Origin of the sequence: Nostoc sp. FACHB-152, assembly GCF_014697475.1 — a bacterium.
Lineage (GTDB): Bacteria > Cyanobacteriota > Cyanobacteriia > Cyanobacteriales > Nostocaceae > Nostoc_B.
In genome coordinates this window covers 62,319-87,532 of record NZ_JACJRV010000023.1, presented here as the reverse complement: position 1 = coordinate 87,532, position 25,214 = coordinate 62,319, and the positions used below count along the sequence as shown (strand labels likewise).

Annotated in this window: 24 protein-coding genes and 2 pseudogenes; 14 read left to right on the top strand and 12 right to left on the bottom strand. The window is 41.9% G+C overall.

Annotated features, from left to right (window positions below; all coding sequences use genetic code 11):
* Positions 1 to 94 precede the first annotated feature (94 nt).
* A complete protein-coding gene (locus H6G76_RS38060; RefSeq protein ID WP_190703158.1) occupies positions 95 to 625 on the bottom strand; it encodes a serine hydrolase in 531 nt (176 codons plus the stop codon).
* A 99-nt stretch (positions 626 to 724) separates the two neighbouring features.
* Between H6G76_RS38060 and H6G76_RS17650 the strand changes: the two genes are divergently transcribed.
* On the top strand, positions 725 to 1,012 hold the full coding sequence (locus tag H6G76_RS17650) for a hypothetical protein (protein WP_190703156.1): 288 nt from the start codon (positions 725 to 727) through the stop codon (positions 1,010 to 1,012).
* 227 nt (positions 1,013 to 1,239) lie between these two features.
* Here H6G76_RS17650 and H6G76_RS17645 read toward each other — a convergent pair whose 3' ends face one another.
* A complete protein-coding gene (locus tag H6G76_RS17645) occupies positions 1,240 to 2,016 on the bottom strand; it encodes a methylated-DNA--[protein]-cysteine S-methyltransferase (RefSeq protein ID WP_190703154.1) in 777 nt (258 codons plus the stop codon).
* A 260-nt stretch (positions 2,017 to 2,276) separates the two neighbouring features.
* On the opposite strand from H6G76_RS17645, the gene H6G76_RS17640 reads away from it, so the two are divergent.
* The 5 genes and pseudogenes from H6G76_RS17640 (at position 2,277) to H6G76_RS17620 (ending at position 6,765) form a co-directional block, all read left to right on the top strand.
* Positions 2,277 to 2,600, top strand: coding sequence for a hypothetical protein (locus tag H6G76_RS17640; RefSeq protein ID WP_190703152.1), 324 nt, complete (start codon positions 2,277 to 2,279; stop codon positions 2,598 to 2,600).
* Between the two features lie 50 nt (positions 2,601 to 2,650).
* Positions 2,651 to 3,205, top strand: a complete 555-nt coding sequence (locus tag H6G76_RS17635) for a GrpB family protein (RefSeq protein WP_242056442.1) — start codon at positions 2,651 to 2,653, stop codon at positions 3,203 to 3,205.
* A 213-nt stretch (positions 3,206 to 3,418) separates the two neighbouring features.
* Positions 3,419 to 4,264 carry a calcium-binding protein gene (locus H6G76_RS17630; protein ID WP_190703150.1) on the top strand — a complete coding sequence of 282 codons (846 nt, stop codon included), beginning with the start codon at positions 3,419 to 3,421 and terminating at the stop codon, positions 4,262 to 4,264.
* Between the two features lie 73 nt (positions 4,265 to 4,337).
* Positions 4,338 to 5,324 (top strand): annotated as a pseudogene (locus H6G76_RS17625) (homocysteine S-methyltransferase family protein).
* Between the two features lie 223 nt (positions 5,325 to 5,547).
* Positions 5,548 to 6,765, top strand: coding sequence for an MFS transporter (locus tag H6G76_RS17620; protein WP_190703148.1), 1,218 nt, complete (start codon positions 5,548 to 5,550; stop codon positions 6,763 to 6,765).
* A gap of 123 nt (positions 6,766 to 6,888) precedes the next feature.
* On the opposite strand, the gene H6G76_RS17615 is transcribed toward H6G76_RS17620, so the two are convergent.
* The 7 genes and pseudogenes from H6G76_RS17615 to H6G76_RS17585 all read right to left on the bottom strand — a co-directional run.
* Entirely contained in the window at positions 6,889 to 7,419 is a 531-nt protein-coding gene (locus H6G76_RS17615; RefSeq protein ID WP_190703145.1) for an N-acetyltransferase, read from the bottom strand.
* Between the two features lie 149 nt (positions 7,420 to 7,568).
* Positions 7,569 to 8,012 carry a GNAT family N-acetyltransferase gene (locus H6G76_RS17610; RefSeq protein WP_190703142.1) on the bottom strand — a complete coding sequence of 148 codons (444 nt, stop codon included), beginning with the start codon at positions 8,010 to 8,012 and terminating at the stop codon, positions 7,569 to 7,571.
* 122 nt (positions 8,013 to 8,134) lie between these two features.
* Entirely contained in the window at positions 8,135 to 10,867 is a 2,733-nt protein-coding gene (locus tag H6G76_RS38055; RefSeq protein WP_313934790.1) for an eIF2A-related protein, read from the bottom strand.
* 2 nt (positions 10,868 to 10,869) lie between these two features.
* Positions 10,870 to 11,313 (bottom strand): hypothetical protein, encoded by a 444-nt coding sequence (locus H6G76_RS17600; protein ID WP_190703137.1) that lies wholly within the window; start codon positions 11,311 to 11,313, stop codon positions 10,870 to 10,872.
* Positions 11,313 to 12,152, bottom strand: a complete 840-nt coding sequence (locus H6G76_RS17595) for an SDR family oxidoreductase (protein WP_190703134.1) — start codon at positions 12,150 to 12,152, stop codon at positions 11,313 to 11,315. Before H6G76_RS17595 ends, H6G76_RS17600 begins: the two co-directional genes overlap by 1 nt.
* Positions 12,153 to 12,164: 12 nt before the next feature.
* Positions 12,165 to 12,989: an FAD-dependent monooxygenase gene (locus H6G76_RS17590; protein ID WP_190703131.1), complete on the bottom strand. Its 825-nt coding sequence runs from the start codon at positions 12,987 to 12,989 to the stop codon at positions 12,165 to 12,167.
* 77 nt (positions 12,990 to 13,066) lie between these two features.
* A pseudogene (locus tag H6G76_RS17585) lies at positions 13,067 to 13,540 on the bottom strand (serine hydrolase); the annotation flags it as partial.
* Positions 13,541 to 13,757: 217 nt separating this feature from the next.
* Between H6G76_RS17585 and H6G76_RS17580 the strand changes: the two are divergent.
* Positions 13,758 to 14,165: a helix-turn-helix domain-containing protein gene (locus tag H6G76_RS17580; protein ID WP_190703126.1), complete on the top strand. Its 408-nt coding sequence runs from the start codon at positions 13,758 to 13,760 to the stop codon at positions 14,163 to 14,165.
* Positions 14,166 to 14,287: 122 nt separating this feature from the next.
* Positions 14,288 to 14,449 (top strand): hypothetical protein, encoded by a 162-nt coding sequence (locus H6G76_RS17575; RefSeq protein ID WP_190703123.1) that lies wholly within the window; start codon positions 14,288 to 14,290, stop codon positions 14,447 to 14,449.
* A gap of 137 nt (positions 14,450 to 14,586) precedes the next feature.
* Here the strand turns inward: H6G76_RS17575 and H6G76_RS17570 are convergent, their stop codons facing one another.
* Positions 14,587 to 14,937, bottom strand: coding sequence for a hypothetical protein (locus H6G76_RS17570; protein ID WP_190703121.1), 351 nt, complete (start codon positions 14,935 to 14,937; stop codon positions 14,587 to 14,589).
* A gap of 337 nt (positions 14,938 to 15,274) precedes the next feature.
* On the opposite strand from H6G76_RS17570, the gene H6G76_RS17565 reads away from it, so the two are divergent.
* Positions 15,275 to 16,165, top strand: a complete 891-nt coding sequence (locus tag H6G76_RS17565) for a cation diffusion facilitator family transporter (RefSeq protein ID WP_190703119.1) — start codon at positions 15,275 to 15,277, stop codon at positions 16,163 to 16,165.
* Positions 16,166 to 16,217: 52 nt separating this feature from the next.
* On the opposite strand, the gene H6G76_RS17560 is transcribed toward H6G76_RS17565, so the two are convergent.
* Positions 16,218 to 16,625 carry a response regulator gene (locus tag H6G76_RS17560; protein ID WP_190703170.1) on the bottom strand — a complete coding sequence of 136 codons (408 nt, stop codon included), beginning with the start codon at positions 16,623 to 16,625 and terminating at the stop codon, positions 16,218 to 16,220.
* 526 nt (positions 16,626 to 17,151) lie between these two features.
* Between H6G76_RS17560 and H6G76_RS38050 the strand changes: the two genes are divergently transcribed.
* The 3 genes from H6G76_RS38050 (at position 17,152) to H6G76_RS37110 (ending at position 21,059) form a co-directional block, all read left to right on the top strand.
* A complete protein-coding gene (locus H6G76_RS38050) occupies positions 17,152 to 17,349 on the top strand; it encodes a hypothetical protein (RefSeq protein ID WP_313934788.1) in 198 nt (65 codons plus the stop codon).
* A 224-nt stretch (positions 17,350 to 17,573) separates the two neighbouring features.
* Complete coding sequence (locus H6G76_RS17550) at positions 17,574 to 20,300, top strand: PAS domain-containing protein (protein WP_190703116.1); 2,727 nt, start codon at positions 17,574 to 17,576, stop codon at positions 20,298 to 20,300.
* A 576-nt stretch (positions 20,301 to 20,876) separates the two neighbouring features.
* Positions 20,877 to 21,059: a replication restart DNA helicase PriA gene (locus H6G76_RS37110; RefSeq protein ID WP_242056440.1), complete on the top strand. Its 183-nt coding sequence runs from the start codon at positions 20,877 to 20,879 to the stop codon at positions 21,057 to 21,059.
* A 32-nt stretch (positions 21,060 to 21,091) separates the two neighbouring features.
* Here H6G76_RS37110 and rlmN read toward each other — a convergent pair whose 3' ends face one another.
* Entirely contained in the window at positions 21,092 to 22,171 is a 1,080-nt protein-coding gene (gene rlmN / locus H6G76_RS17545) for a 23S rRNA (adenine(2503)-C(2))-methyltransferase RlmN (protein WP_190703113.1), read from the bottom strand.
* 753 nt (positions 22,172 to 22,924) lie between these two features.
* Between rlmN and H6G76_RS17540 the strand changes: the two genes are divergently transcribed.
* Positions 22,925 to 23,137 (top strand): hypothetical protein, encoded by a 213-nt coding sequence (locus H6G76_RS17540; protein ID WP_190703175.1) that lies wholly within the window; start codon positions 22,925 to 22,927, stop codon positions 23,135 to 23,137.
* 23 nt (positions 23,138 to 23,160) lie between these two features.
* On the top strand, positions 23,161 to 25,182 hold the full coding sequence (locus H6G76_RS17535) for an acylase (protein WP_242056439.1): 2,022 nt from the start codon (positions 23,161 to 23,163) through the stop codon (positions 25,180 to 25,182).
* Positions 25,183 to 25,214: the final 32 nt, after the last annotated feature.

Genomic DNA, 25,214 nt, shown 5'->3' with positions numbered 1-25,214 from the left:
ATACCCTTAAACGGCTACCCATACCTTTGTTACCGTGCTTGATACATCGACTTTATTTACTTATCTTCACACAGTTTGGTTTTTTTATGTCGTTCTACTTAATTTTGGAATTTACTTTAAACTCTGGCACATAGTGAACAACTGGTTCATCAAGCTTGACTTTGCCAGCTTCTACTAATTGAATGATACCAATTACTGTTAATGGTTTGGTGGTTGAGCCAATTCGGAATAGGGTTGCAGGTGTAACTGGGTCTTTAGTTTCAGTGTTGCGAACACCGAAGCCTCTTTGAAAAGTCACCTTGCCATTTTGCACGATCGCTACAGCTAATCCAGGGACATCTTGCGCTTTCATCTGCGCTTCAATGGCTTTAATCAGGGGTTGAAATTTTGCATCAGTGCTTGGTTGAGAAATCCCAGGTGCGGCGATCGCCATTGTATGAATATTGAATAATCCCAAAATGGGAGTGCAGGCAAGCAATACTTCGAGCGAACGACGAATAGTTAAGAAAGGCATTAAATTTCCCCCAATAGCGAATAGTAAATCAATTGCTGATTTCACAATCGCTCTTTGAGTTGATTTTGCACTTCGCCTGATTGTGCCAACTTGCACCTCTGGCTGATTCACCCGATCAGATGAATCGATCTACTGAGACTTATCTGGGGAAGTTGCGATTTAATCACCGCTTTACTATGCAGTCAATGGTGAATTTAACAGGAGGCAGTGATGAATACACAATCGCAAGACTACAAAAAACCTGAACTTCTTGGTGATGAGGTTCCTGTTCCTCAATCCAACTTGCAAAAATTGACAGAGCAACTAAGACGATTCGGGCAATGGATTTGGAATGTACTCACCACCGAACCTGAGTTGAAAATTTGGCAACGCAAAGATCGTGCAGGGAATGTTTGGTATGAAGTTTACAATCCCAAAACAGGCCGCACCGCTTGTCTAGCTTCCGAAGAAGAAGTGCGGATGTGGATCGAGGAGTCTTTTTACCGCCGGAATATTTAGAGCGACGATGCTCCGCCACGCCGGAGGTGATCGCCTGGGAAATGGTTTGGACTGGTATCAATAACAACGATTTTGGTGAACCAATCCCAACTGATCACAATACTTAAGAGATGTGTATTTATGAACCGTATTCCACTATCTACTCAATTCACTCGTAGATTGTTCAGTAAAGGTTTGACCATAACCGCGATCGCCATGTAATACGCGGCAAAATCGGTGTTTTTTTGTTAAGCAATATTTCGCCAACGGTATCCGTATCCCACTGGATTATTTCCTAATGCGTTACCGACCGCTCTCGCAGCCGTTGGGCGACCCATTGCTGTTGCTAATCCCTGGTAAGTTGTGATCCCGCCAAATGGAAAGCTTAAGAGTGCCCGCCAAACTTGAATTTGAAAATTAGTTCCTTTAACCAACAGAACCAAAGGTTGGTTGTTAGTGGCAATTGGTGCGAAGATGCGATCGCAAATCTCTTTGGTTGTTTGCTGATCCTTTAGGATATCAGCATTTGACCACTCCGAGCGGAGGATGTGTGCAGCAGTATCCTTGCTGGTTGTATCCAGAAAATGAAGATTACAGATGCCACGAGAGGTGGTTGCAATCAAGCAGTCACCAAAAGGCGTTGGATGAATGCCATACCAAATCTGTAGCCCCCTACCCTCTGCTTTAAATTCACCGGGCGACATGGCTTCCAAGTTTACAAACAGATCGTGTAAGCGCCCTGGACTGGATAAACCAGTATCTACAGTCAGATCTAACAAACTAGCTGTCTGAGCGATTTTTGATTTTGCATATTCCACCGTCAGATATTGCAAAAATCGTTTGGGGCTGATACCTGCCCACTTTTTAAACAGCCGTTGAAAGTGGTATTCGCTGAGATTCACAGATTGAGCGACAGTTGCGAGGTCGGGTTGATTCAAATAATTTTGACCCATGAATGCGATCGCTTTAGCAATGCGATCATAGGTTTCACTGTCATAGGTGTTGGCTTCTACCAAAGAATGCATACAACTGACTGGTTTTAGCACTGTGTATCATGTAACCCTCAGTTTAACGAGGGCAGAAGTTCAGCACCACCCGTTTCTTGCTATCTATAAAGCTATCTATAAAGTCAACTCGTCTAGACTCATTTAATCTTGCGGAGTAAATAAAAAGAGAAGTTCGATATAGTTCCGGTAGTTTTAGCGAACGTTACGTAAACGTTTGCCGAACGCTACCATTATTAGCTTAAGTTCAGCCGAATTAAAAGCTGACTAAGTTCACGACTATGAAATCAAAATTACTATTCTTTGAAAGCTTAAAATTTATTTCCAATTATAGCCAAAACTACAGAGCAAACAAGACAAAAATTTCATTTTGGCTAGGACATATTGGGAAATTTTTAGCTAAAGCTTTAATCCAGACAAAGGAAGTACAAGTTTGGCAGAAAACAAATCATCAAGGAGATACTTATTGGGAAGCTTATGACCCTGCAACAGACCAAACAGCTTACTTCAGCACTGAATTAGAAGTTCGAGTCTGGATTGAGAAACCTTACTTTTCCTTGAAACAACTTGCATCAAGCTATCACAATTTCACTTTACGACGTTAACAAGATAATCTATTGCTGTAAATTTAGGGCTATCAGAGGAGAAGAAAACTATGTCTTCCAATCATTTCCACAATTTTATGAAAGTAGAAGTTGTCCCGCCTAATCCAAAATGGGTGGAGGAGTTTAAGGCAGAATCAAAGCAAATTGCGTCAGTGATGGAAAAAAATATTATTTCAATTCACCATATTGGTAGTACTGCGATTCCAGGGATTTACGCTAAACCTGTGATTGATTTTTTAATTGAAGTTAAAGATATTCGCAAAGTTGATGAACACAGTGCGGCAATGGTAGCGATAGGGTATGAAGCTATGGGCGAATTTGGGCTTCCTGGTCGGCGTTACTTCCGCAAAAACAGTTCACCAGGAATTAGAACCCACAATGTTCATACCTATGAGGTTGGTTCATCAGAAATTACCAGACATCTAGCATTTCGGGATTACATGATTGCTCATCCTGATGCTGCTCAACAATACAGCGAATTAAAGCGCAGATTAGCAAAAAAATATCCTGAGGATATTGAAGGGTATATGGATGGCAAAGATGAGTTTATCAAAGCGATGGAAAAAAAAGCCCTAGAGTGGCAAACCCAAAAGCAACAGCCTTAGGATTCACTCACAAAGCTATATGCTGCTTTTAAGCCTGTGATTGTGTAGTCCAAATCACCTAAAAAAAGTTTCTCCCTCGTATCAGTTGTACAAACGGTATCGGATCGCTTTTGGCACGTTTGCGGAGCGGTCTTGTCAATATCCTGAATTTACAAGGTTGTTCCACATATCTAAGGAACAGCATTGCTGATATTTAAATTTAGGAGAAATTAAATGGCTACAATTACTGGTACATCTGCTAATGATAATCTACTTGGTACTGAGTTCAATGACTTGATCAATGGGCTTGCAGGTGATGATTTCATCTTAGGACGAGCAGGTGACGATCGCATTAACGGTGGAGATGGCAACGATAACCTGCAAGGGGGCGCGGGCAAAGACACTATCACTGGTGGTAGTGGCAACAACATTCTCCATGGTAACGATGGTGATGATATTTTACGGGGTGAAGCCTCCGAGTTTGAGTTTTTCCTCAACTTCGGTAATGACGAAATTTTTGCGGGAGCAGGGAATGACACTCTTGAAGGGGGTGCTGGTGAAGATAAACTCTTTGGGCAAGAAGGGAACGATCGCCTCATTGGTGGGGGTGGCAGTGACACGCTAGTTGGAGGTAGTGGTAACGACATCCTAATTGGAGATGACCGCCAAGGAACTACAGGCGATCGCTTGATAGGTGTAGATAACGGTCGTTTTCTCCTCCGCCCTGGACAAGGTGAAATTGACCGACTCACGGGCGGGCATGGGCTGGCTGGGCAAGATATCTTTGTACTAGGTGATACCAACCGAGTTTACTACGACGATGGGATTGGGCGTAATGGTGGCTTCTCTGACTTCGCTGTGATTACTGATTTCACTGATGGTTCAGATTTAATTGAGTTAAAAGGAGGTGTCTCCTATAACCTCGGCTCGGTTAGTAATTTGCCTGGAGGTTTTTCAGGTGTAGGTATTTTCGCCAGTATTGACGGTAGTACTGAATTGATTGGTGTTGTTCAAGGTGTTAACGCAAATCAGTTGCAAATTAACAATAGTTCAGCAGGTGGATTGACAACAATCTCATAACAATAGCCAGCAGTGTAGGTGTAGCTTTCTAGAGAGCTACACCTACAAAACCTCAACTTATGGGAAAAAGACAATGACACAGTACAGAAATCATTTGCCACAATTGTCAAGTGACTTATTCATCACCGATGGTGGCATTGAAACCACACTCATCTTTCATGAAGGTTGGGATTTACCTGATTTTGCTGCTTTTGATTTGTTAAAGCATGAGGCAGGATACCAAGCACTGCAAAAGTATTTTCGCACCTACGCCAGCATCGCCAGAGAATATCAGGTGGGATTGATTCTAGAAAGTGCCACCTGGCGAGCTAATCCCGATTGGGCTACTAAACTTGGTTATAACCAAGCAGCACTGGCAGACATAAACCGCAAAGCGATCGCACTACTTCATGAAATCCGTCAAGAATACGCATCGGAAGTTAGCACGATGGTGATTAGTGGTTGCATTGGGCCGCGTGGGGATGGCTATATTCCATCGGCAGTTATGAGTGTCTCGGAAACTGAGGCATATCATCGCCCTCAAATTGACAGCTTCCGGGATGCGGATGCTGACTTGGTAACTGCAATCACCATGAATTATGTTGAAGAGGCGATCGGCATTACTCGTGCTGCCCAGTCCGTTGAAATGCCAGTGGTGATTTCTTTTACAGTTGAGACCGATGGTAAACTCCCAACAGGACAGACGTTACAAGATGCCATACAGCAGGTCGATGCAACCACAGACAACGCACCTGCTTACTACATGATCAACTGCGCCCATCCTACCCATTTTGCCCACTGACTGACACAGGATAAAGCGTGGGTGAGTCGCATTCGTGGTATCCGTGCCAACGCTTCTACTAGAAGCCATGCCGAACTGAATGAAGCGGCAGATTTGGATGAGGGTAATCCATTGGAATTGGGTAATCAATACCGTGAATTAAGACACAAATTGCCCCATCTCAATATTCTGGGTGGTTGTTGTGGCACTGACTCCCGCCATATCACAGCTATTTGCAAAGCCTGTCTACCAATGTTGTGGAACCACATTTCCAGCAAAGGGCTATTACAAAGTACCTGAAAGTGGTTTGTTATACCAATTCACCAAATAAATGATACAAATAATTTCTCCTCTGCGCCCTTGCCCCTCTGCTTGCCTAAATGTATCAACCTTAAAGTGAAACGGTATTAGAGGTACTCGCCACCAATTCAAAAAACCTGTGTAGGGGCTGACAGCGTAGGCTCCTACAATTTATCTGTTGCCTTATAGTAACCGCATCTCAAAGCTTAGAAAAATAAAGCTAATGAATCTCAGAATGCGATCGCTTCCTCTTATTTGTCTAATTTGCGCTGAATTTCTCTCTCAAGTGGGGAATCAGATTGCAGCCGTAGCAATCCCGATTTTAGTGCTGCAATTTACCCACTCAGCAATTGCAACAGGCATTGCTGGGGCTGGAAATATTATCCCTATTGTGTTGGCAGTATTTGTGGGCGGAAAAGTAATTGACCGATTTGGTGCATGGCGAGTTAGTGTAGTGGCTGATTTATTCAGCTGCTTTTCGGTTCTGTCGTTGCCTTTACTGTTTCTTTGGTTCGACACAGTGCCGCAACTCGTCATTTTCTTATCGGTGTTTGTGGGTGCGTTATTTGATCCCACAGCTACTTCAGCGCGGCAAACCCTTGTGCCTAAATTTGCTAGGCTTGCCCGCATTCCTCTGGAGAAAGTAAATGGATATCGCGGTAGTTTAGAAAATGGGGCGGATCTGTTGGGGCCAGTTGTGGGTGCAGGATTAATCAGTTGGATTGGTGCTGTCAATACATTTTTTGTTGATGCGGTGAGTTTCTTGATCTGCGCTGTGATGTTTGCGATCGCTATTCCCCGTCAGCGTCATCCGATTTTTGAGCATGAAAGCAGCGATCCGATCGCCGGGATTCGTTTTATTTTTCAACATCGTCTATTGCGATCGCTAGCTATTAGCGGTATGGTACTAAATTTTGTACTTTTGCCATTTCTCGGAATTTTACTCCCGATTTTAACCACCCAAAAATTTGGCAGCACCACACTACTAGGTATTTGCCTATCCTTATTTGGCATGGCTGCGACTGGGGGTGCTTTATTATATTCAACTCTCATCAAGATACTGTCTCGTTCAGCAATTTATTACAGTGGTTTACTCCTGACAGCAGCCTCTATTATGCTTTGCGCGATCGCACAAACACAGGTTGCATTAATGCTATTAAGTGGTAGTGCTGGTTTGTTGTTGGGTGCGGGTAATCCTTTAGAACAAACTCTTTTGCAAGAAACAACACCGAGTAAAACTGCTGGACAAGTATTTACGTCGCACACTGCAATTCACTTTAGTGCTGGTCTTTTTGGTTTATTGATTGCAGGAGTATTTACAGAGTTAACAGATATCAATTTAGTGTTAATCATCAGTGGTAGTTTGCTTTTAATTACAGCAGCGATCGGGTGGTGCCTTATGCCGCTATCAGACAAAAGGGTTATTCGTAATAGGTTATAGTCATTGCACTTTTGCCAATAAATACAGTCAAATTAATTGACTGTAGACACTACTTGACCTTGAGTTATAGCAACGCTACGAGACTTTTAAATCTGTCACCTATTACCTGTCACCTATCCCCTACTATACCTGTCGCCGCAGTACATAACGCCGATGAACTTTGTTTCCAAATTGTTGGGGTGGTGCTATACGTATCACTTCAAAACCCAACTTCTGCCAAAAATTGAATCCTGGCTGATTTTCTTCCAGAACCGCTAAACATACAAATTGCGCTGACTGCTGTATCACCCAAGTTTCGTAAGCTTGATATAACTGAGAACCTAACCCTTTACCTCGATGTTCTGGAGACAACATCATTAACCCTATCCACCAACTTTTCTCATCAGGATAATGACGAATGGTTTCGAGCATTCCCACAAGGGTATCATCTGGAGCAAACAAACCCAATATAAATTTATCTTGTATAGTTTTACCTTCAGGTAAGGCTAAAAACTCCTCAGCAGCAGCCGAAGATAGAGGTGGATGTCCATCTGTCAAAATAGCGTAATCAGTACATTGCTCGTAAAGCTGCTGAAGAATTTTTTCATCACTTAGGCCTAATTTTTTTACTGTATGAGCAGCATTCTCTAGTAAAAATCTGATTGAATCATCCATATTGGTTTCAATATCATTAAAAATGAAAAAATTATTCTAAAAGTCTGATAAAATTTAAAAATTAATCTCAATTTGCACTGTTTCATCTTGGCTCATCACAGTGAAAATTTCATAACTGAGTAAGTATCACGGAATGGGTTGGAATATTACTACTGTAATCGTAAAGCGTAATGATAAAACTCTTCATCCTTAATATATCCTTGTGATTCATAAAGTTTTTGAGCTTTTTTGTTAGTAATATGGGTTGATAATATTACTCGAACTGCTCCACTGCTTTTTGCATAATCTTGTGCAGCACTCATCAATAGCTTTGCAACACCCTTTTGGCGATGCGACTCTTTCACATACAAATCGTTTAATATCCATACTCGCTTCATGGACACTGAAGAAAAGCTGGGATAAAGCTGAGTAAACCCAATTATTTCTCCATTGTCATTAGCTGCAAATACTACCGAATCATTATTTTTAAAACGCTCTTTGAGAAACTCTTTAGCAGCTTCAATATTTGATGCTTGATTATAGAAAATACGGTATTGATCAAACACTAGCGACAGACTTTCAAGATGATGGCTATTAGCTAAAAAAACTTCCATTATTTGTACTTATTCCTTCAATGCAGTTTAACTTGATAACTTTAGATTAGTTAAAAGAGCGTTCTTGAGTCGTTCTCAAAGCGATCTGGAGTTGAAGTAAGAATTTCAGAACTAAAAATTATTTATTGATTAGTAATCGCTCCTAACGCCTTGAGGCTGGCTTTTTGCGCGTCAGTTAATCCGGTTACATCTGTAATATTCATACCTTCGTAAGGGCGATCGCTCCTCAAAATCCGCAAACATTCACCTGTATTAATATCCCAAAGTCTTACCGTTTGGTCGTTACTGCCACTTGCCAGCATTTTTCCATCTGGACTCCAAGAGACATACCAAATCAAGCTATGATGTCCTCGCAGTGTTTTCAGGCATTCACCTGTAACTGAATTCCAGAGCTTGATTGTACAATCATCACTGCTACTGGCCAGGATTCTACCATTAGGACTCCATGCCGTTGACCAGACTAAACTATTGTGACCGACCAGCGATTTGAGGCATTCACCTGTCTGAACATTCCAGAGTTTCACAGTTCGGTCAGTACTGCTGGTTGCTAGCAGTTGTCCATCAAGACTCCAGGCTACAGAATAAATCCAGCGTGTATGCCCTTTTATGACTCGCAAACATTGTCCTGTGTTAACATCCCATAGTCGCAGAAGTTTGTCTGTGCTGGCACTGGCAAGAATTTTCTCATGAGGATGCCATACCAAGGAACGAACCCAGTTTCCCTCTGCTTGTAAAGTTTGGATACACTCACCGCTTGGAATATCCCAAAGTCGAATTGTCTGGTCGTCACTGCCACTAGCGAGGATTTTACCGTCTGGACTCCAAGCCACAAACCAGATCAAATTTTGATGCCCTTCTAAGGTTTGCAGACATTCGCCACTTTTAGGATTCCAGCGCTTGATGGTTTGATCGGCACTACTAGAAGCTAAAATTTTGCCATCGGGACTCCAAGCGACAGACCAAACAGAACCAAGATGTCCTCGGAGAGTTTGCAAACATTCACCAGTTTGAGTATTCCACAGTTTAATTGTTTGATCGTCGCTACCAGTAGCTAAGATTTGACCATCAGGATGCCAAGCAACGGAATGAACTCGACTGGTATGTTCTTGCAATGTCAAAAGAGGTTGCCCATTGGCAAGTTGCCATAGGCGGACATGACTATTCATATCGCCAATGGCTAATATCTGATTATCAGGGCTGAAGGCTACTGAGAATACTACACTAAAAGTCTGATGGAACGCACATTCCCTAAAATTCGCGTTGCTAAAGTTGACTTGATGTAAGTTAAAACCTAGAAAATAGACATGGCGAATACTTAAGTGAGAGAAGTTATATCCAGTTAAATCAAACTTGAGATGAAGGCATAAATTAATTAAATTGCCACAACCATATCCAATTTCGCTGTCTAAGCTGCGTAGTGCGGTTAAAATTTGAGAGATTTGCTGTGTTAAGGATGACTGCGAATTGCAGTTGTGACGGAATTGGTCAGCAATGGGTTGTAAAATCAGTTGCACTTGACTTTCACGAATGTAGTCACTAGTTGTTGTTTTAATTAAGGCGTGACTGACAAACAATGATAGTTCTGTGGTGACGAGTTCATTGACGATTTGGGTAGTCAAGCGATCGCATACGTACTCCATAACTACAGGCTGTTGCGTGTAACTACTACCCCGTCTTTCAATCAAACTCCTCCAGACCAATGATTCTAAAGCTTCTAATAATCGAGTGCGTGGTACAGATGGCACAATATCCGCAGCGAGTTCGGCAATAGTTGTCCATTCTCGATTGATGGCTAACCAATACAAAATAGTTTGCTCTAAGTTGGAGAGCCGCTCAAATTGCTGATCCAACAGCTGACGAGCGCCATTAAATAAGAGCGCATCTTGACTGAGAAATTCTTGAACATCTCCACCGAAAATATCTCGAATAGAACTGGCGACAATCTTGATTGCTAAAGGATTATGGCTATAAGATTTCGCTAAGATTTGTTTTTGCTCATCTGAGCCTATCAGTCTGGCAGCTTGAATTAAAGTTTGGGCAACTTCTGATGAGCCAGTTAATTGCAGCGATCGCACTTTAGCTTCTAGACTTTCTAATGTCGCAACTTCAGGAGTTTTTTCACGGCTGGTGAAAAGTAAGCAACTTTGATGGGCTGTTTCCCCAATGACAGTGAACAGTTCACCGTATCGCTCATACCCTGAACGATATTGCCCAGCCCGATTTCCAGCTTGAAAAATGGTTTCTACATTGTCTAAAATTAACAAGCAACGATGAGAACGCAGGTAAAAAAGCAATTGCTGCAAATCTATTCGGGTTTCTTGTTGATGAGAAAGAAACAACACCCAGTCATTTAATAATGTCTCAAATGGCGGAGCATTGCGAAGAGAACGCCAGATAACCAATTCAAAAGCAGTTTCTTCTGCCTCTATTAATTCTTGTGCCACCTTCACAGCTAATGCTGTTTTGCCAATACCACCCATTCCTAATAAGGCAATCAGGCGACAGTTATCTCTAAGAATCCATTCTCGGAGTGTTTTCTGCTCCGCTTTTCTACCATAAAATACAGAAACATCAATAGCTTCACCCCAGTCGCAATGAAGAGATGAGAGTGGCAAGGGAGAAGCTACTGTTTCATTTTTCCCCGCTCCCCTGCTTCTGTGCTCCTCTGGTATCTCTGCTTCCTCCCGTAACAATCGCTCGTACAATTGACGAGTTGCGGGGCTGGGATCAACTCCTAACTCCTCTTGTAAAAGAGTCATGCACCGATGATAAACGCGCAGTGCTGTAGCGCGATCGCCTAAGAGTGAATATAGTCGCATCAGTGCGGCGTAGCTGCTTTCTTGTAACGGCTCAATCTCTAATAACCTTTGAACAGATTGGATCGCCGCACGATAACGAGCAGGACGATCGGCAACAAAACCACAAACCCTAACGAGCCAAGCTGCGTCAGATTATCAAATAAAGAGAAGTGGTGAGTTTGCGTCAAGTGAAAGATGAAGTGTGGTACTGCGAAGGCAAGCCAACTGGCCAATGCAACCTGGATCAATTGCCGTCCAAGCAACATGGCTGCCATCGCTAACAGTACTCCGAAACCAAGATTGTTTGCACCATAGTCTCGAACCAAATGTTCATTATAGGGACCTAAGGTTGAAATCCAATTTCTACCTGGGAGTGGGAAGATTTCATAAAAGTGGTACGGGGCAAAAAAAGCCCAGAAGCCAACGATCAGGGGAACAACCGCCAGAAACCATACGCCGAAACGGAGCCAGTTGTTTGCTTGAGTTTGGGAAGTGTTGTTCATCAATGCTTGTCCTTGTCTGTTAGGTTTTTGTTGAATCGTTGATTCAAAAACTCGTCCCAGCGAACTTTGCCGTATTTCTGCTCAGGACATAGATGTACTCCTGTGCGGAAGGCTTGCGCCACTTTGCCAGGGAGGGGAATTTCTACAACTCTCCGTTTCTGCCCGATCGTGTTGAAGTAAGTTCTAGCCAGATCTGCTGCTGTCCAAACTTTGGGACCACCGATATCGGTCACTCGTTCGGCAGGCGTTGACAGAGCCAGTTCCACCAGGCGATCGGCAACTTCACTTGCTTCAATAGGCTGGATCAGAAATCCTTTGGGCATGAGCATGATTGGGAGGCGATCGAGGAATTGAATCAGCGTCAGGACAAATTCGTGAAACTGCGTGGCTCTGAGAATAGTCCACGGGATCGCAGCTTGTTCAATCATCTGTTCAACTTCAAGCTTCATGGCATAGTAGGGATAGGAGCGGTTGCGATCAACTCCGACGATCGAGATAAACACGAAATGAGCAACGCCTGCCTGCTCTGCTGCGTGGAGCAAACGTTTTGTTCCTTCTACATCAACCTGGCGCGGATTTGTGGGACTGGACGCACAGTGAATAATGACATCAATCCCTTCGACTGCTTTCTCCAATCCCTCACCTGTTAGCAAATCTCCTTGCACGGTGCCGGGTCGTTTGCTGTGGCTAAGAATCTGGACATTGCAACCTTTTGCTTGCAGGCGATCGACCACCAGAGAACCGAGGGAACCTGTTCCGCCTGTCACTAAAATTTTTGATGCATTGCCAGTTCCGCTGCTCGCTCCAATGATGGCGTGCAGTTCATTTGCTTCTAGCATGGGATGCCTCCTTTAAATGTTACTGTGTTCGTATACGGTAGTTGCGAGTTCTTGTTGTTTTAATTCTTGAGAACGTTGATCGCGATTCAGTAGAAATAGATGGTTGAGGTACTTCAGTAATGGCTCAACTGCAATAGGCTGACTCCGAAAACCGATGTAGCCATCGGGTCGAATCAGGTATAGTGCCGCTGCATTGGCACCATACCGCTTGTGCAGAGTGTGTGATTCATCCTGTAATACCGACCCATTCCAATTGAGTTGCTGCGACACCGTATCGGTACCGATCACGATATAGATTTTAACCATGTTTCCCAGCAGCAATTCTACTTGTTGAGCGACCTTTATGAGGTTTGTGTATTCCGCTTTTGAGGGATTCAGTCCGTCGAACAGCAATGGATTTAAGTGCGTTCCGCGAAGCTCTTGCAGCAGACTGGTTTCTTCATGAGTTACTGCTCGGATACACGTTCCATTTGGTGCCCGATCGCTTGCTTGAAGTCCAAATCGAAACATAAACCAATTCATCAGATTAAACTTCAGACTTCTCTGGTAAGAACGCGAGAGCGATGACGATCGATAATGGATAAAAAGCTGTGAACTGCGTCGAGTTAGATAACTTTGAACTGAATTTAAACTGAAAACTCGTTCGCGCAAGAATTGCATGATGGGATGATTGGAAACCAAAACTTTCGTGCGCGTGTCCGTTTGAGCCAGTACTCCTTGGGCGATCGGCAAGCGTTCCTCTTCATAGGTATCCAGCAGGTGCTCAGGAGACTGACTTGTAATCACCATCGCCAGTTTCCAGGCAAGATTGTAGGCATCCTGAATGCCAGTGTTCATCTAAATTCAACCGCTTCATGTGAGTGGCATAGAGATAGCCCAAGGAATCGCACATCACAAGCTGTATTGTCGCTTTAGGACACCATATATTCCAATAGTTCAGCCAAACTCAGTTCTACTCCTTGCGGATTCTTGTCTCGAATCGGACTATGCTGAGGCTTTGAGACAAAATCGCTTTTTTTAACAAGTACTTTCTGGTCTAACTTTAATTTTCCTTGATCTACTTGAGCTAACACAGCCATTCCAATAGGAAATTTGTACACACTTTGCATGGGAAAGCGTTGATCTCCATTGAAACTAACTGACTGTGCAGTTTCTAGCAATGTAGCTGTAACCCCAACACGCCCTTGAGCAATACGAGATATTTGTTCTATTTGTTTGTACAGTTCATGTGTACTATTAACGCTAGGTTTAGATATTGTTGGTGCTTTTGGTGGTTGTGTTTGTTTGCTCACATCTCTACTGTCAGAGTTAGAACTTGTGCAACCAACAGTCAGTAAGAAGAAACAAAAACTGCAAAACCATACTTTTATCATCGTCACTCGACTCATAAACCAGAAGTCAAACAGCTTAGAGCTACAGTTGCTGTTTATCTAATTTCGGAATGCACAAGATTTGAGAAAATTTTAATGCCCTATGATGCGATCGCCTTAAGAGAGGATATCAAACTGATTTCGCATTCTGTTCGAGTAACATAAGTAGCTTATACCAATTAAAAATGAAGCTGCATATAATGGAGAAAAGCAAACTTGGTAAGTTAACCCAACCATGAGCGGCCCATTTAAAATTGCGCTCGCCGAGAGTGAAGAGGAACTGAAAAAACGCCTACAAACAACGTCTTCGGGAATCCAGAAAGAAAAGTTACAAATGTTGTGGTGGCTGGCGAGTGGTCAAGTTAAGCAACAGCAAGAAATAGGGAAACGTTTGGGTAGAGATACATCAACGGTGACAAGATGGTTGCAAAAGTATAGAGCTAGTGGGCTGTCTGGCTTGCTAGAAATTAAGAAAGCACCTGGAGCAAACCGAAAAATTAATGATGAGGCCCTCGCTGCGCTTAATCTTGAACTGGAAACAGAGAAAGGGTTTGGTAGTTACGGTGAAATAGTCGAGTGGTTGAAACGCCAACATGGGCTGGAGCTTGAGTATGGAACAGTCTATGGTTGGGTGCGATATTGAAAGTACCACGCCCTCAAAGCCAAAAACAGGACGAAGAGTTAGTATCGGAATTTAAAAAAAACTCGGCATCATTCACTGGGTGAAAGACGTTGTTTTCAAAGAGGACTGTTCTACAATCCGTCTTGGCAACGCTCCCGCTCATCTTTCTATTATCAGAGCGATGCCTTCGGCAAGGCTTCGCCAAAGCTCTCAACATCCTGCGCCGAAATGGTCATACTTCCATCACAATTGCTCAAAGATTTCTCTCTCATGATATTGACAAACTTCTTGCCCTTGTGGAATGAAACAGCCCTGCTTTTTAAGGGGGATTTAGGGGGATCTTCAACGTTTGAATTTCACTAACTGAACCGTATTGAGATATAGTTGCTTAGTCAAAATATCACCAGAGACGTTGCAATGCAACGTCTCCTACAGGTAATGCTTACTCTACTTGCTCCAAATACTGATTCACATCTTCAACCAGCCGAGTGAGTTCAGCTTCTGTAGTTAAACGAATGTTGAGATCACGCACAGTTAGCAGGACTTTGGCTGCAAAGGGTGTAGGCCAAATATTGGGATTGCAGAAAATTTCTAGAAAGACTTCGCCTGTGTAACGATATTCGAGGGGCGGTTGGGGACTGACTTTGCCACCAGCAGCAGGTTTCGCGGCGACAGCTTTCAGACGCTCCATTAATTGAGCGATCGCAGCTTTTAATTCTTGTGCAGCTTGGGGTGAAAAACTGAAAGACACAGAACCGTCACCTAAGTTCAATGTCAAAGGAGTTGAAGACATGAGCTTGCTTAAATTTTTTTGATACTTCCTATGTTACCGAAAGATACATGACATAAAGCTTATTTTGGTGTATTGGTTTGAATTTTATAATAATCGAGAAAAAAATTAATGAAAAATTTCTATTAATTAATGATAAAAAAGTCTGCCTATTTATTATATATATTCTAATAAATAAGCGGCTTCTAGGTTAAATTAATCAAAAATAATCTCAATAGGTCAAACAAAAATACTGAATTAATATAGAGAATTATTCTAACTAAGCAAAAATTCGATATTTAATATTTACGTTTTAAGTTTTACACTTAGAAGTCATAGAATATGCTGTTAAAAAATAACTATGACTTACGATAATCGCGCTGCTGTGCGAAAAGTTTTAATTATTACCCTACTGCTTAATTTATTCGTAATGAGTTTAAAAGTAGTTGTAGGTTATTGGACAGGTTCTTTAAGCTTGTTTGCTGATGCTTTACACAGTGTGACAGATAGTGCCAATAACGTTCTAGGATTATTTGCTAGTAAGTTTTCTTCCCCTCATCCTGACCGCGAACATCCTTACGGACATCAAAAATTTGAAGCAGTAGGTGCTTTAGGAATTGCTGCTTTTTTAGGCATAGCTTGCTTTGAAATCCTGCAAGGAGCAGTCGAGCGAATTCTTAAAGGTGGTGAGCCTGTACGTATTTCACCGCCAGAATTATGGTTATTGTTAATTGTTTTGGGTGTAAATATTTTTGTGGCGTTTTATGAACGCAGAGTAGGCCAGCGAGTAGGTAGTCCAATTTTAATTGCTGATGCTACCCACACGATGAGTGACGTTTGGGTAACAATTTCAGTCATTGGCGGGTTAATTGGCGTTTGGTTAGGCTATCAATGGCTAGATATAGTATTAGCTTTTCCGGTAGCTTTGCTGGTATTTTGGAGTGGCTGGTCAGTATTACAAGCGAATTTACCTTGGTTGGTAGATCAAATAGCGATTACTCCAGAAAGTATTCATGCGATCGCAACTTCTGTACCTGGAGTTATCAACTGTCATGATATTGCTTCCAGAGGTCTTTTAGGTCGCCAAGTTTTCATTGAAATGCATTTGATAGTAGATGCGCCAGATGTAGAAACGGCTCATCGCATTACTGAAGATGTCGAGAGGCGGCTCGAAGAACGCTTTCATCCTGTCAGGATTGTGATTCAGATCGAGCCGCCAGAATATAAATCTGAGCAGATTACTTTTAATTAGTCATTTGTTCATAGCTAATAGTTATTATCATCTGCAACCCTGTACCTGTTTCCTAATAACTCTGACAGGCTGCAACTAAATTAGATATGATTTCTACTAGTTCAGTTGGGTCAACTGGTTTACCCACATGGGTCTGAAAGCCAGCTTCTATAGCACGGACACGATCCTCGCTATCGGCATAGGCTGTTAATGCAACTGCGGGGATTCGTCCACCTTGGTCTGGTTTGAGCGATCGCACCTTACGGATGAGAGTGTAACCATCTTCATCTGGCATCGCAATATCACATACCAAAACTTCCGGCTGTAGTTTAGTCAGTGCTTCTAGTGCAGCAGCTGCTGATGCTACTGCTACAACATTAGCTCCATCTCCTTCCAAAACGGTAGTAACGTAAAACCGGCTATCATCATCATCATCCACTACCAAGACGTTTAAACCAGCAAGAAGTAGAGGAGGTTCCATAACATCTCCGTTAAGTTTGAGAAAATCCGAATTTTGTAATTGGATTTGTTGTTTTTTCTCAGCAACCATATTATTTACAATTTTACTGCGCTCATACTGAATTTCTGGCAAAATTACCTCATTTTATTTGTTAGTGTAAAAATTTAACACTTTTTATTTACTGGCATATTTAATTCCTGCCTTAATCGAATTTTGTAAATATTTATGTGCATACAAATTCAATAATACTCTAGTAAATAATCTGTTTAATGAAAGATATAGGCAAATTGAGTATTCTCTAACTAAAGTCATATTTCTGAAGATATATCTCTACATTGAGCTTCTAAAATATACCAAAGCAGTTTTAGCTATACAGACAAAACAAATGAGAATTGCTTACTCATAATAGGATTGTGGATAGAAATTTAGATCTATTGTGCGCCCGAATTGAACAGATGAAAGTTAGAAATTCCGATTCCTAGACCTTTACCCACAGTATATTGCGATCGCATTTAATTCAGCGAGGTCTTCAATAATCTGATTGCCCATGATTAGTAATATTGCTCAACCAATGCTTGTAATTGAAGACGGCGATAAAGTTGTTGTTAATCCTATCTTTGGTTGTAGTTATGGGGATGAAGCTCTTGAATTTCTTTATTCTACAGGGGCTGATGAAGATGCCAAAATTGCGTCTCGCCCTGCCATTATTTTACTCGACCTCAATTTGCCTGGAACTGATGGGTGAGAAGTTATTCAGCAAATCAAGCCGGATAATACTTTTAAAAGTATCCCTGTGGTTGTATTGACAACTTTTTATCACCCAAAAGACATAGAAATATGTTATCAATATTCTGTTGCTAGCTATATTTTGTAGCCAATCGACATTAACCGATTGGTAGCAACAGTTCAAAGTTTAATCACTTATTAGTTGGATATAGTGATTCTTCCTGATGCTGTAAGCAAGTAGTCATGGCGCACCCACTGACCGTTTTAATCATCGACGATTCTCCAGAAGACCACGAGGTTTATCGTCGTTATGTCATGCAAGACCAGGAGTACAATTACACCATTTTGGAATCGGAAACAGGAGATAACGCTTTAGAGTTATATAGACAATTTTCGATAGATTGTATCTTATTAGATTTTGTGCTGCCAGATATGGATGGATTGGAATTTCTGGCAGAATTACAAAAACTAGCACAGCCAGTAATGCCAGCCGTGGTAATGTTGACTGCCTATGGCAATGAAGCTATAGCTGTTCAGGCTGTCAAAAGTGGTGTTCATGACTATTTGGTAAAAGGACAGACTACAGCCGAACGTTTGCATTCTACGATTCATTCAGCAGTTGCTCAAGCCAAGTTACGTAAAGAACTGCAACAAAGTGAAGCACGCTTGCGGGAAACTCAACAGTTTATTGAACGCATAGCCGAAACAATTCCAGGAATTTTGTATGTCTACGATGTGGTGGAACGGCGAAATGTTTATATGAATGGTCAAGTGCATAGCTTGCTTGGTTACAGTCCTCAACAAACTCAAGAATTGGGTGTGCAATTCTTAAATAAGTTAATGCATCCAGAGGATTTGCCGCTTTTTTACGCTTATATGCAAGAATTGGCATCTATTCAGGATGGCGAAATTCGAGGATTTGAGTATCGGATGCAACACGCCAGTGGCGAATGGCGTTGGTTTTATAGCCGAGATACTGTATTCACCAGAAATAATCATGGTTTGCCAAGCCAGATTGTGGGGACAAGCTATGATATTACCACCCGCAAGCATACAGAAGAACAGTTACGCTTAAGCAACGAGCGTTTTCAACAGGCGGCAGCAGCAGTTAACTGTCTAATATATGATTGGGATGTAACCACAGATTTTGTAGAACGAACGGAAGGGCTAACTCGAATTCTCGGTTATTCCCTGCAAGAAGCAGAACCAAGCAGTCAGTGGTGGAGTGAAAAAATTCATCCGCAAGATCAAGAGCATTTGACTAATTACTTCCAGATGATTTCTCCTGAGGATAACTACTATGCTGTGGAGTATAGAATTCGGCATAAAAATAACGAGTATCGGTATGTGCTAGATCAGGGAGTGATCACGCGCGATCGCAACGGAAGTATAATTAGAGCAGTTGGCAGTACAACAGATATTAGCGAACGCAAACATCAAGAAGCAACTCTGCGCGCAAGTGAAGCTAAATTCCGCAGAATCATAGAATCGAACATTATTGGCATTTATTTCGGTGATTCTAGTGGTTGCATCTATGAAGCCAATGATGCTTTTTTAGAAATGTTAGATTACACTCGTGCAGACTTAGCCGCAGGAACTTTGCGCTGGGATGTGATCACACCACCAGAATATCAATCTCTCGACCAGCAGAAAATTCAACAATTGCAAACTTCTGGAGCTTGTACTCCCTTTGAAAAAGAATATCTCCGCAAAGATGGTACGCGTATACCAATTCTTTTAGCCATTGTTCGCATTGATGACACAGATCAGCAAGTTTATAGTGCCTGCTTTGTGTTGGATCTTACCCAACGCAAACTTGCTGAAGCAGCTTTACGTGAGAGCGAGGAACGCTACCGCTATTTATCTGATGCCATGCCGCAACTCGTATGGATTAGTAATGCTCAAGGAGAATGCGAACACATTAATCGACGATGGTATGAATTTAGTGGACAAACACTAGCAGAAGCTCAACAATTAGGCTGGAGAAATGCCCTACATCCTGATGATATTCAACCATATATCCAAAAATGGCGGGCATCTCTGCAAACAGGAGAACCGTATGAACAAGAATTAAGGTATAGAAAACGTGATGGTAGCTATCGCTGGCATTTAGCTAGAGCCTTGCCCATTAGAGATGAACAAGGAAATATCGTTAGGTGGTATGGTACTAGTACAGATATTGACGATCGCAAGCAATTAGAAACAGAACGTCAACAGCTATTGCAACTAGAGCAAGTCGCCCGTGCGGAAGCTGAAGCTGCTAACCGCACCAAAGATGAGTTTGTGACGATGGTATCTCACGATTTGCGATCACCTTTAAATGCCATTTTGGGATGGACGCAACTGTTGCGGATGAGGGAGTTTGATAAAGAAGGTTTTCTGCGCGCCCTTGATACCATTGAACGGAGCGCCCAATCTCAGGCAAAACTTCTAGAAGACTTGCTGAATATGTCTCGGATTTTGCAGGGCAAGTTAAATTTAGAGTTGAGACAAGTTAATTTGGCAGTACTTGTAGGCGCAGCCATCGAGGTTGCTTATCCAGAAGCCAATGCGAAAAATATTCATCTTGGATCTGCAATTGATCAATCAATACCACTGATAACTGGTGATAGCGATCGCTTGCTGCAAATTTTAGCCAATTTACTCTCCAACGCGATTAAGTTCACCCCAGCAGGAGGACAAATAGAAGTTAAACTATTACGTCATGACAATGATGTTGAAATCACAGTGAGTGATACAGGTATTGGTATTAGCCCAGAATTTTTACCCTATGTATTTGAACGTTACCGTCAAGATAATCGTAATACCAAAAAAGGTGGTTTAGGTTTGGGTTTGGCGATCGCTCGTCATTTAGTAGAACTACATGGTGGTACGATTCAAGCTGCTAGCTGCGGTGAAGGACAAGGAGCTACGTTTACTATTAAGCTACCTTTACTGCCAATTTCGCCAGATAATTCGATAAAACAATAATTTTTGCTTACAAAAAGAAGTTATCTAGAACTTGTATTTGATTTTTGAAAAAAACAAGTACATTGTTACCTGTCTTCTTTGCTATTGCCTATTGCCTGTTGCCTTTTTCTGGATGAATTCATTAAAATCATGACCCTGGAAGTCTTGATTTACCCATTGACTACGCATCTATCAGAAGTATCTATCGCTATCCTAAACCTTAAGTAAAGTTTAAACCTGCTATTTTGTTACCAAAGATACAGTAATCATCTGTAATTAACTTTTGAATACAATAATAACTCTGTTATGGTTTGGCCTGCCTCTAACTAAAGCTCTCTCAAAGTTTTAATTACAGGGATCATCCCATTTCTAAGTGCAACCTACACAATAATAAATTTATATATCTAAAGTGGGATGGTAAAGTCACATAGTAATTAAGATAATTAATATAGCCATAGCAAAAGTTTATTATCTAAAGTTTTATTAAACATTTATAGCCAATATTTTGGCTACTATTTATGTTTGTTAAAACCAATTTTTTCAGGTGAAATCAACAATCCTACCAAGCAAAAAATAGTTACTTCCAGGGGTTTTAAAATGCAGACAGTACAAACAATTCACTGCCCAAATTGTGGTAGTAAAGCAGAGCGTTATTATATTTTGGATAGTGAATTAACACGCACACAATGCTCAAGTTGTGATTACTTGATGATTAGCTGCACGCGTACTGGTAAAGTAATTGAAGCTTACGCCCCTGGAATTCAACTAAGTAAAAGATAAGAATAAAATCAATTCGCAATTAATTTCATTCTTTATACTTCAGTTGACTTTTTATTCATTCTTAATTGTCCACAAGCTGCATCAGCTTCTAAACCACGAGAATAACGAACACTAACAGCAATTTTTTGTTGTTGGAGAACGTTGACAAAAGCTTGAATGCGATCGCGGCTAGGGCGTTTGTAATCTACTTCTTGAATAGGGTTATAGGGAATTAAGTTAACGTGATTTTGAAATCCGCGCAGACGTTGCGCTAGTTCTAAAGCGTGTTCTGGTAGATCATTGACACCAGCCAGCAAGATATATTCAAAGGAGACACGGCGGCCTGTAATGGCTACATACTCCCGACATTCAGCTAGTAAATCTTCTAAAGGATAGGGGCGGGCGCTAGGGATAAGCTTTTCTCGTAGTGCTTGGTTGGGGGCGTGGAGACTCACCGCCAAAGTCACTTGTAAATGATGTTCGGCAAATTGACGAATGCGATCGCGAATTCCTACTGTAGAAACAGTTAGCATTCGTTGTCCAATACCGACATCCTGATTTAACGATGTCAGGGCTGCTAGGACATTATCTACATTCAGCAACGGTTCACCTAGACCCATAAACACCACATTACTAACTCTTTCCTGAAAATCCTCTTGAACAGTTAAAACCTGATCAATGATTTCATGACGGGCGAGGTTGCGTTTATAACCACCTTTACCAGTGGCACAGAAATCGCAAGCCATTGGACAACCCACTTGGGTAGAAACGCATACAGTTAATCGCTTATCTGCGGGAATACCCACAGTTTCAATAATCTGTTCATCAGCTAGTTGCAGTAAATATTTGACTGTACCATCTGGTGCAGCTTTGCGATAGTGTATGATAGAGCGTCCAATGGGAATATCTGCGATTTGCGCCCGCCATTGTTTGGGAAACACAGAAATATCACCAAGCGATCGCACCTGCTTATGATAGATCCAATCATGTAACTGTTTACCTCGATAAGCCGGTTGCCCTTGCTGCTGCACCCAAGCAGTTAACTCGCTAACAGAAGCACCGAGTAGAGGAGGTAGTTCTAAAGTTTTAGGGGCGGGTGAGTCAAGCTGAGAAATAGATGGCGTAGCAGACATAGAAATAGACTTACGAGTATGAGACTGGAATCTCTATCCTAAGCTGTTACGTCAGGAAATTACAGAATTAATTTGAGTAACCACTTATATCGTGTCCGGTTAAATACTGATCATTAAGACCGCAGGGGAGAAGGTTTTGTCGTTTCTGCACAGATCTATCGAATCACAACTGATTAGCCGGACATGATATTACATACTTCATTACTGGGTCGGATTGCTGCGGAGTCAGGATATTGCAACGTAGGCTAATATCGCATTGTTGTCTGCGGCTGATAATGACGATGACTCGTTCATTTATCAGCACATGGTTTGAGGGGCGCGGCGACAGTTGATCGTGCTGGCAATGTCAGGGAAACTGTGTTCACGCTCCTTGGGCGAGGTTGTGGCGTTGGCCCAGATGATGCGGTGGTATCCAGTGGGAATGCAAGCCGAATTTACCACTCTTTTTAATTAATAATTCAAACTAAATTCTAAAACTTTGATTTTACTAAATATTGTAGTACAGCTAAAAACTTTATTGATAATATTTTTTGTTAGTTCTAGCTTCAAATTTTAGCTGTAAATCACAAAACAACTTATACTGACAAACAAAAATAATGGCCCACAATTTTAACCTGTAACATTGGAGGCTGACTAAACTTGACATCAGTTCCATTTTATTTTAATGTTTATTGCGAATATATTTCATTATTTTCAAAATAACGGTTAGTTTAACAGGGGGTTTTTAACTTGTTTGGGGACTAGCAGATAGGAATGGGCAAACTGTTTAGCACTAGTGGCATAGTCACTTTGCCACTGCTGGGCTTGAGTGTAGTGACGATCGCTGACTGCGGTTTTGCTGATATCTGCTGGGCGATCTCAGCTTTTAATTTTTTACTGCAAATAAAATGTTTTTTACGGCTAAAACTAAGCTTGATAGTCCTTTGGGCTGGCAGAAACAATTCAGGAGATTCTTACCTTTTCTAGTGAGCATCATATTTATTTTGGCCATGAGTAGCCAAAGTATAAGCTCTGCACCCAAAAATACAGAAATTCTTTGGGATAGCTACGGCATACCCCATATTTACGGTAGTAATGCCCAAAGTGCTTTTAAAGCTTTTGGGTGGGCGCAAATGCAAAGTCATGGAAACTTGTTGTTGCGTCTGTATGGACAAGCACGGGGAAAGGCTGCCGAATATTGGGGAGAGGAATATTTAGATTCAGACAAATGGGTACTGACAATGAGCGTACCCACAAGAGCTAGCACTTGGTATAAAGCACAAAGCCCTGAATTTCGGAGCTATATAGATGCCTTTGCGTCTGGAATTAATGCCTATGCCAAAAAGCACCCCGATATAATTGACGATGAGTTCAAAGTAGTATTGCCTGTCACTCCGAAAGATGTACTCAGCCATCTGCAACGAGTACTGCTATTTAGCTTTGTCGTTGATCCAGGACGAGTCGTAGATATGAGTCCCACAAAAACTGCCCCAGGCTCTAATGGTTGGGCGATCGCCCCGAAACGGTCTGAAAGTGGCAAGGCGATGTTGTTGGCTAACCCTCATTTGCCGTGGGGAGATTTATTTTTGTGGTACGAAGCCCAAATCACCGCACCTGGAATCGATGCTTATGGGGCATCATTGGTTGGTATTCCTGTATTAGCGATCGCATTTAACGATAACTTAGGTTGGACTCATACCGTCAATACTCATGATGGTTGGGATGCTTACGAACTGAAATTACAAAAAGACGGCTATCTCTTTGATGGCAAAGTACACCCCTTTGACACAACTAGCTTTCCCTTAAAAATCAAGCAAAAAAATGGCTCTTTGCGTGAACAAATATTTACAGTCAAAAGTTCTGTTCACGGGCCTGTAGTCAGCCAGAAAGATGGCCAAGTCTTAGCACTGCGTGTCGTTGGTCAAAACAGTTCCGGTGTTTTAGAACAATGGTGGGATATGGCTAGAGCCAAAAATCTCAGTCAATTCCAGAAAGCTTTGCAAAGTTTGCAACTTCCTATGTTTACTGTTATGTATGCTGACCGGGAAGGACATATTATGCACCTATTCAACGGCCTAGTTCCTGTACGTAAACAGGGCGACTTTGCATATTGGCAAGGTCTTATTCCTGGTGATACATCCAAAACTTTATGGACTAAAACTCACCCTTACCAAGATTTGCCCAAAGTTATTGACCCAGCTAGTGGTTGGTTGCAAAATGCCAATGACCCACCTTGGACTACAACATTTCCCACTGCCATCAAAGCTGAAAATTATCCAGCATATATGGCACCACGGGGGCCAATGGATTTTCGGGCGCAGAGTTCTGCCAAGATGTTAGCTGAAGATGAAAGTATTTCCTTTGAGGAAATGATTATATACAAACATTCTACACAGATGGAGTTGGCAGACAGAATTCTCGATGATTTGATTGGGGCTGCACAAAAATCCCAAGATGAATTAGCACATCGCGCCGCCGATGTTCTAGTTGTATGGGATCGGCAGGCAAATGCAAATAGCAAAGGTGCTGTACTGTTTAGCTTCTGGGTTGACAATCTAGATTTAGATAAAACGTTTAGCACTCCTTGGCAAGAAAAATTACCACGCACAACACCCGACGGTTTAGCTAACCCTGAGAGTGCAGTCAAAATCCTATCAGATGTGGCAGCAAAAGTAGAGAAGACTTATGGAAGGCTAGATGTAGCTTGGGGTGATGTTTTCCGATTACAGTATGGCAATCTAGATTTGCCAGCTAATGGTGGCGATGGTGATCAAGGTATTTTCCGGGTAGTGGATTTTGCTCCCACAGGTGATGGACGCTTTCAAGCAATTGGAGGTGACTCTTACGTTGCTGCTGTGGAGTTTTCCCAGCCAGTCAAAGCAAAGGCTCTCACCAGCTATGGTAATGCTTCTCAACCTAATTCATCCCATGTTAGCGATCAACTGCCACTTTTTGCACGTCAACAATTACGTCCGGTTTGGCGAACCCGGCAGGAAATTACAGCCCACTTGGAGGAGCGTACAGTCTTATAAAAGAGTAGAGAGTGGAATATGTGTAGTAAATT

Excerpts from the sequence above, each read along its gene's own strand:
- H6G76_RS17580 (WP_190703126.1), top strand. The coding sequence starts at position 13,758 with ATGAGCGGCCCATTTAAAATTGCGCTCGCCGAGAGTGAAGAGGAACTG.
- H6G76_RS17610 (WP_190703142.1), bottom strand. The coding sequence starts at position 8,012 with ATGGAAGTTTTTTTAGCTAATAGCCATCATCTTGAAAGTCTGTCGCTA.
- H6G76_RS17620 (WP_190703148.1), top strand. The coding sequence starts at position 5,548 with ATGAATCTCAGAATGCGATCGCTTCCTCTTATTTGTCTAATTTGCGCT.
- H6G76_RS17590 (WP_190703131.1), bottom strand. The coding sequence starts at position 12,989 with ATGAACACTGGCATTCAGGATGCCTACAATCTTGCCTGGAAACTGGCG.
- H6G76_RS17565 (WP_190703119.1), top strand. The coding sequence starts at position 15,275 with ATGACTTACGATAATCGCGCTGCTGTGCGAAAAGTTTTAATTATTACC.
- H6G76_RS17600 (WP_190703137.1), bottom strand. The coding sequence starts at position 11,313 with ATGAACAACACTTCCCAAACTCAAGCAAACAACTGGCTCCGTTTCGGC.
- H6G76_RS17640 (WP_190703152.1), top strand. The coding sequence starts at position 2,277 with ATGAAATCAAAATTACTATTCTTTGAAAGCTTAAAATTTATTTCCAAT.
- H6G76_RS17645 (WP_190703154.1), bottom strand. The coding sequence starts at position 2,016 with ATGCATTCTTTGGTAGAAGCCAACACCTATGACAGTGAAACCTATGAT.
- H6G76_RS17595 (WP_190703134.1), bottom strand. The coding sequence starts at position 12,152 with ATGCTAGAAGCAAATGAACTGCACGCCATCATTGGAGCGAGCAGCGGA.
- H6G76_RS17560 (WP_190703170.1), bottom strand. The coding sequence starts at position 16,625 with ATGGAACCTCCTCTACTTCTTGCTGGTTTAAACGTCTTGGTAGTGGAT.
- rlmN (WP_190703113.1), bottom strand. The coding sequence starts at position 22,171 with ATGTCTGCTACGCCATCTATTTCTCAGCTTGACTCACCCGCCCCTAAA.
- H6G76_RS17535 (WP_242056439.1), top strand. The coding sequence starts at position 23,161 with ATGAGTAGCCAAAGTATAAGCTCTGCACCCAAAAATACAGAAATTCTT.
- H6G76_RS37110 (WP_242056440.1), top strand. The coding sequence starts at position 20,877 with ATGCAGACAGTACAAACAATTCACTGCCCAAATTGTGGTAGTAAAGCA.
- H6G76_RS17550 (WP_190703116.1), top strand. The coding sequence starts at position 17,574 with ATGGCGCACCCACTGACCGTTTTAATCATCGACGATTCTCCAGAAGAC.
- H6G76_RS17570 (WP_190703121.1), bottom strand. The coding sequence starts at position 14,937 with ATGTCTTCAACTCCTTTGACATTGAACTTAGGTGACGGTTCTGTGTCT.
- H6G76_RS17630 (WP_190703150.1), top strand. The coding sequence starts at position 3,419 with ATGGCTACAATTACTGGTACATCTGCTAATGATAATCTACTTGGTACT.
- H6G76_RS17635 (WP_242056442.1), top strand. The coding sequence starts at position 2,651 with ATGTCTTCCAATCATTTCCACAATTTTATGAAAGTAGAAGTTGTCCCG.
- H6G76_RS17615 (WP_190703145.1), bottom strand. The coding sequence starts at position 7,419 with ATGGATGATTCAATCAGATTTTTACTAGAGAATGCTGCTCATACAGTA.
- H6G76_RS17650 (WP_190703156.1), top strand. The coding sequence starts at position 725 with ATGAATACACAATCGCAAGACTACAAAAAACCTGAACTTCTTGGTGAT.
- H6G76_RS38050 (WP_313934788.1), top strand. The coding sequence starts at position 17,152 with ATGATTAGTAATATTGCTCAACCAATGCTTGTAATTGAAGACGGCGAT.
- H6G76_RS17540 (WP_190703175.1), top strand. The coding sequence starts at position 22,925 with ATGGGCAAACTGTTTAGCACTAGTGGCATAGTCACTTTGCCACTGCTG.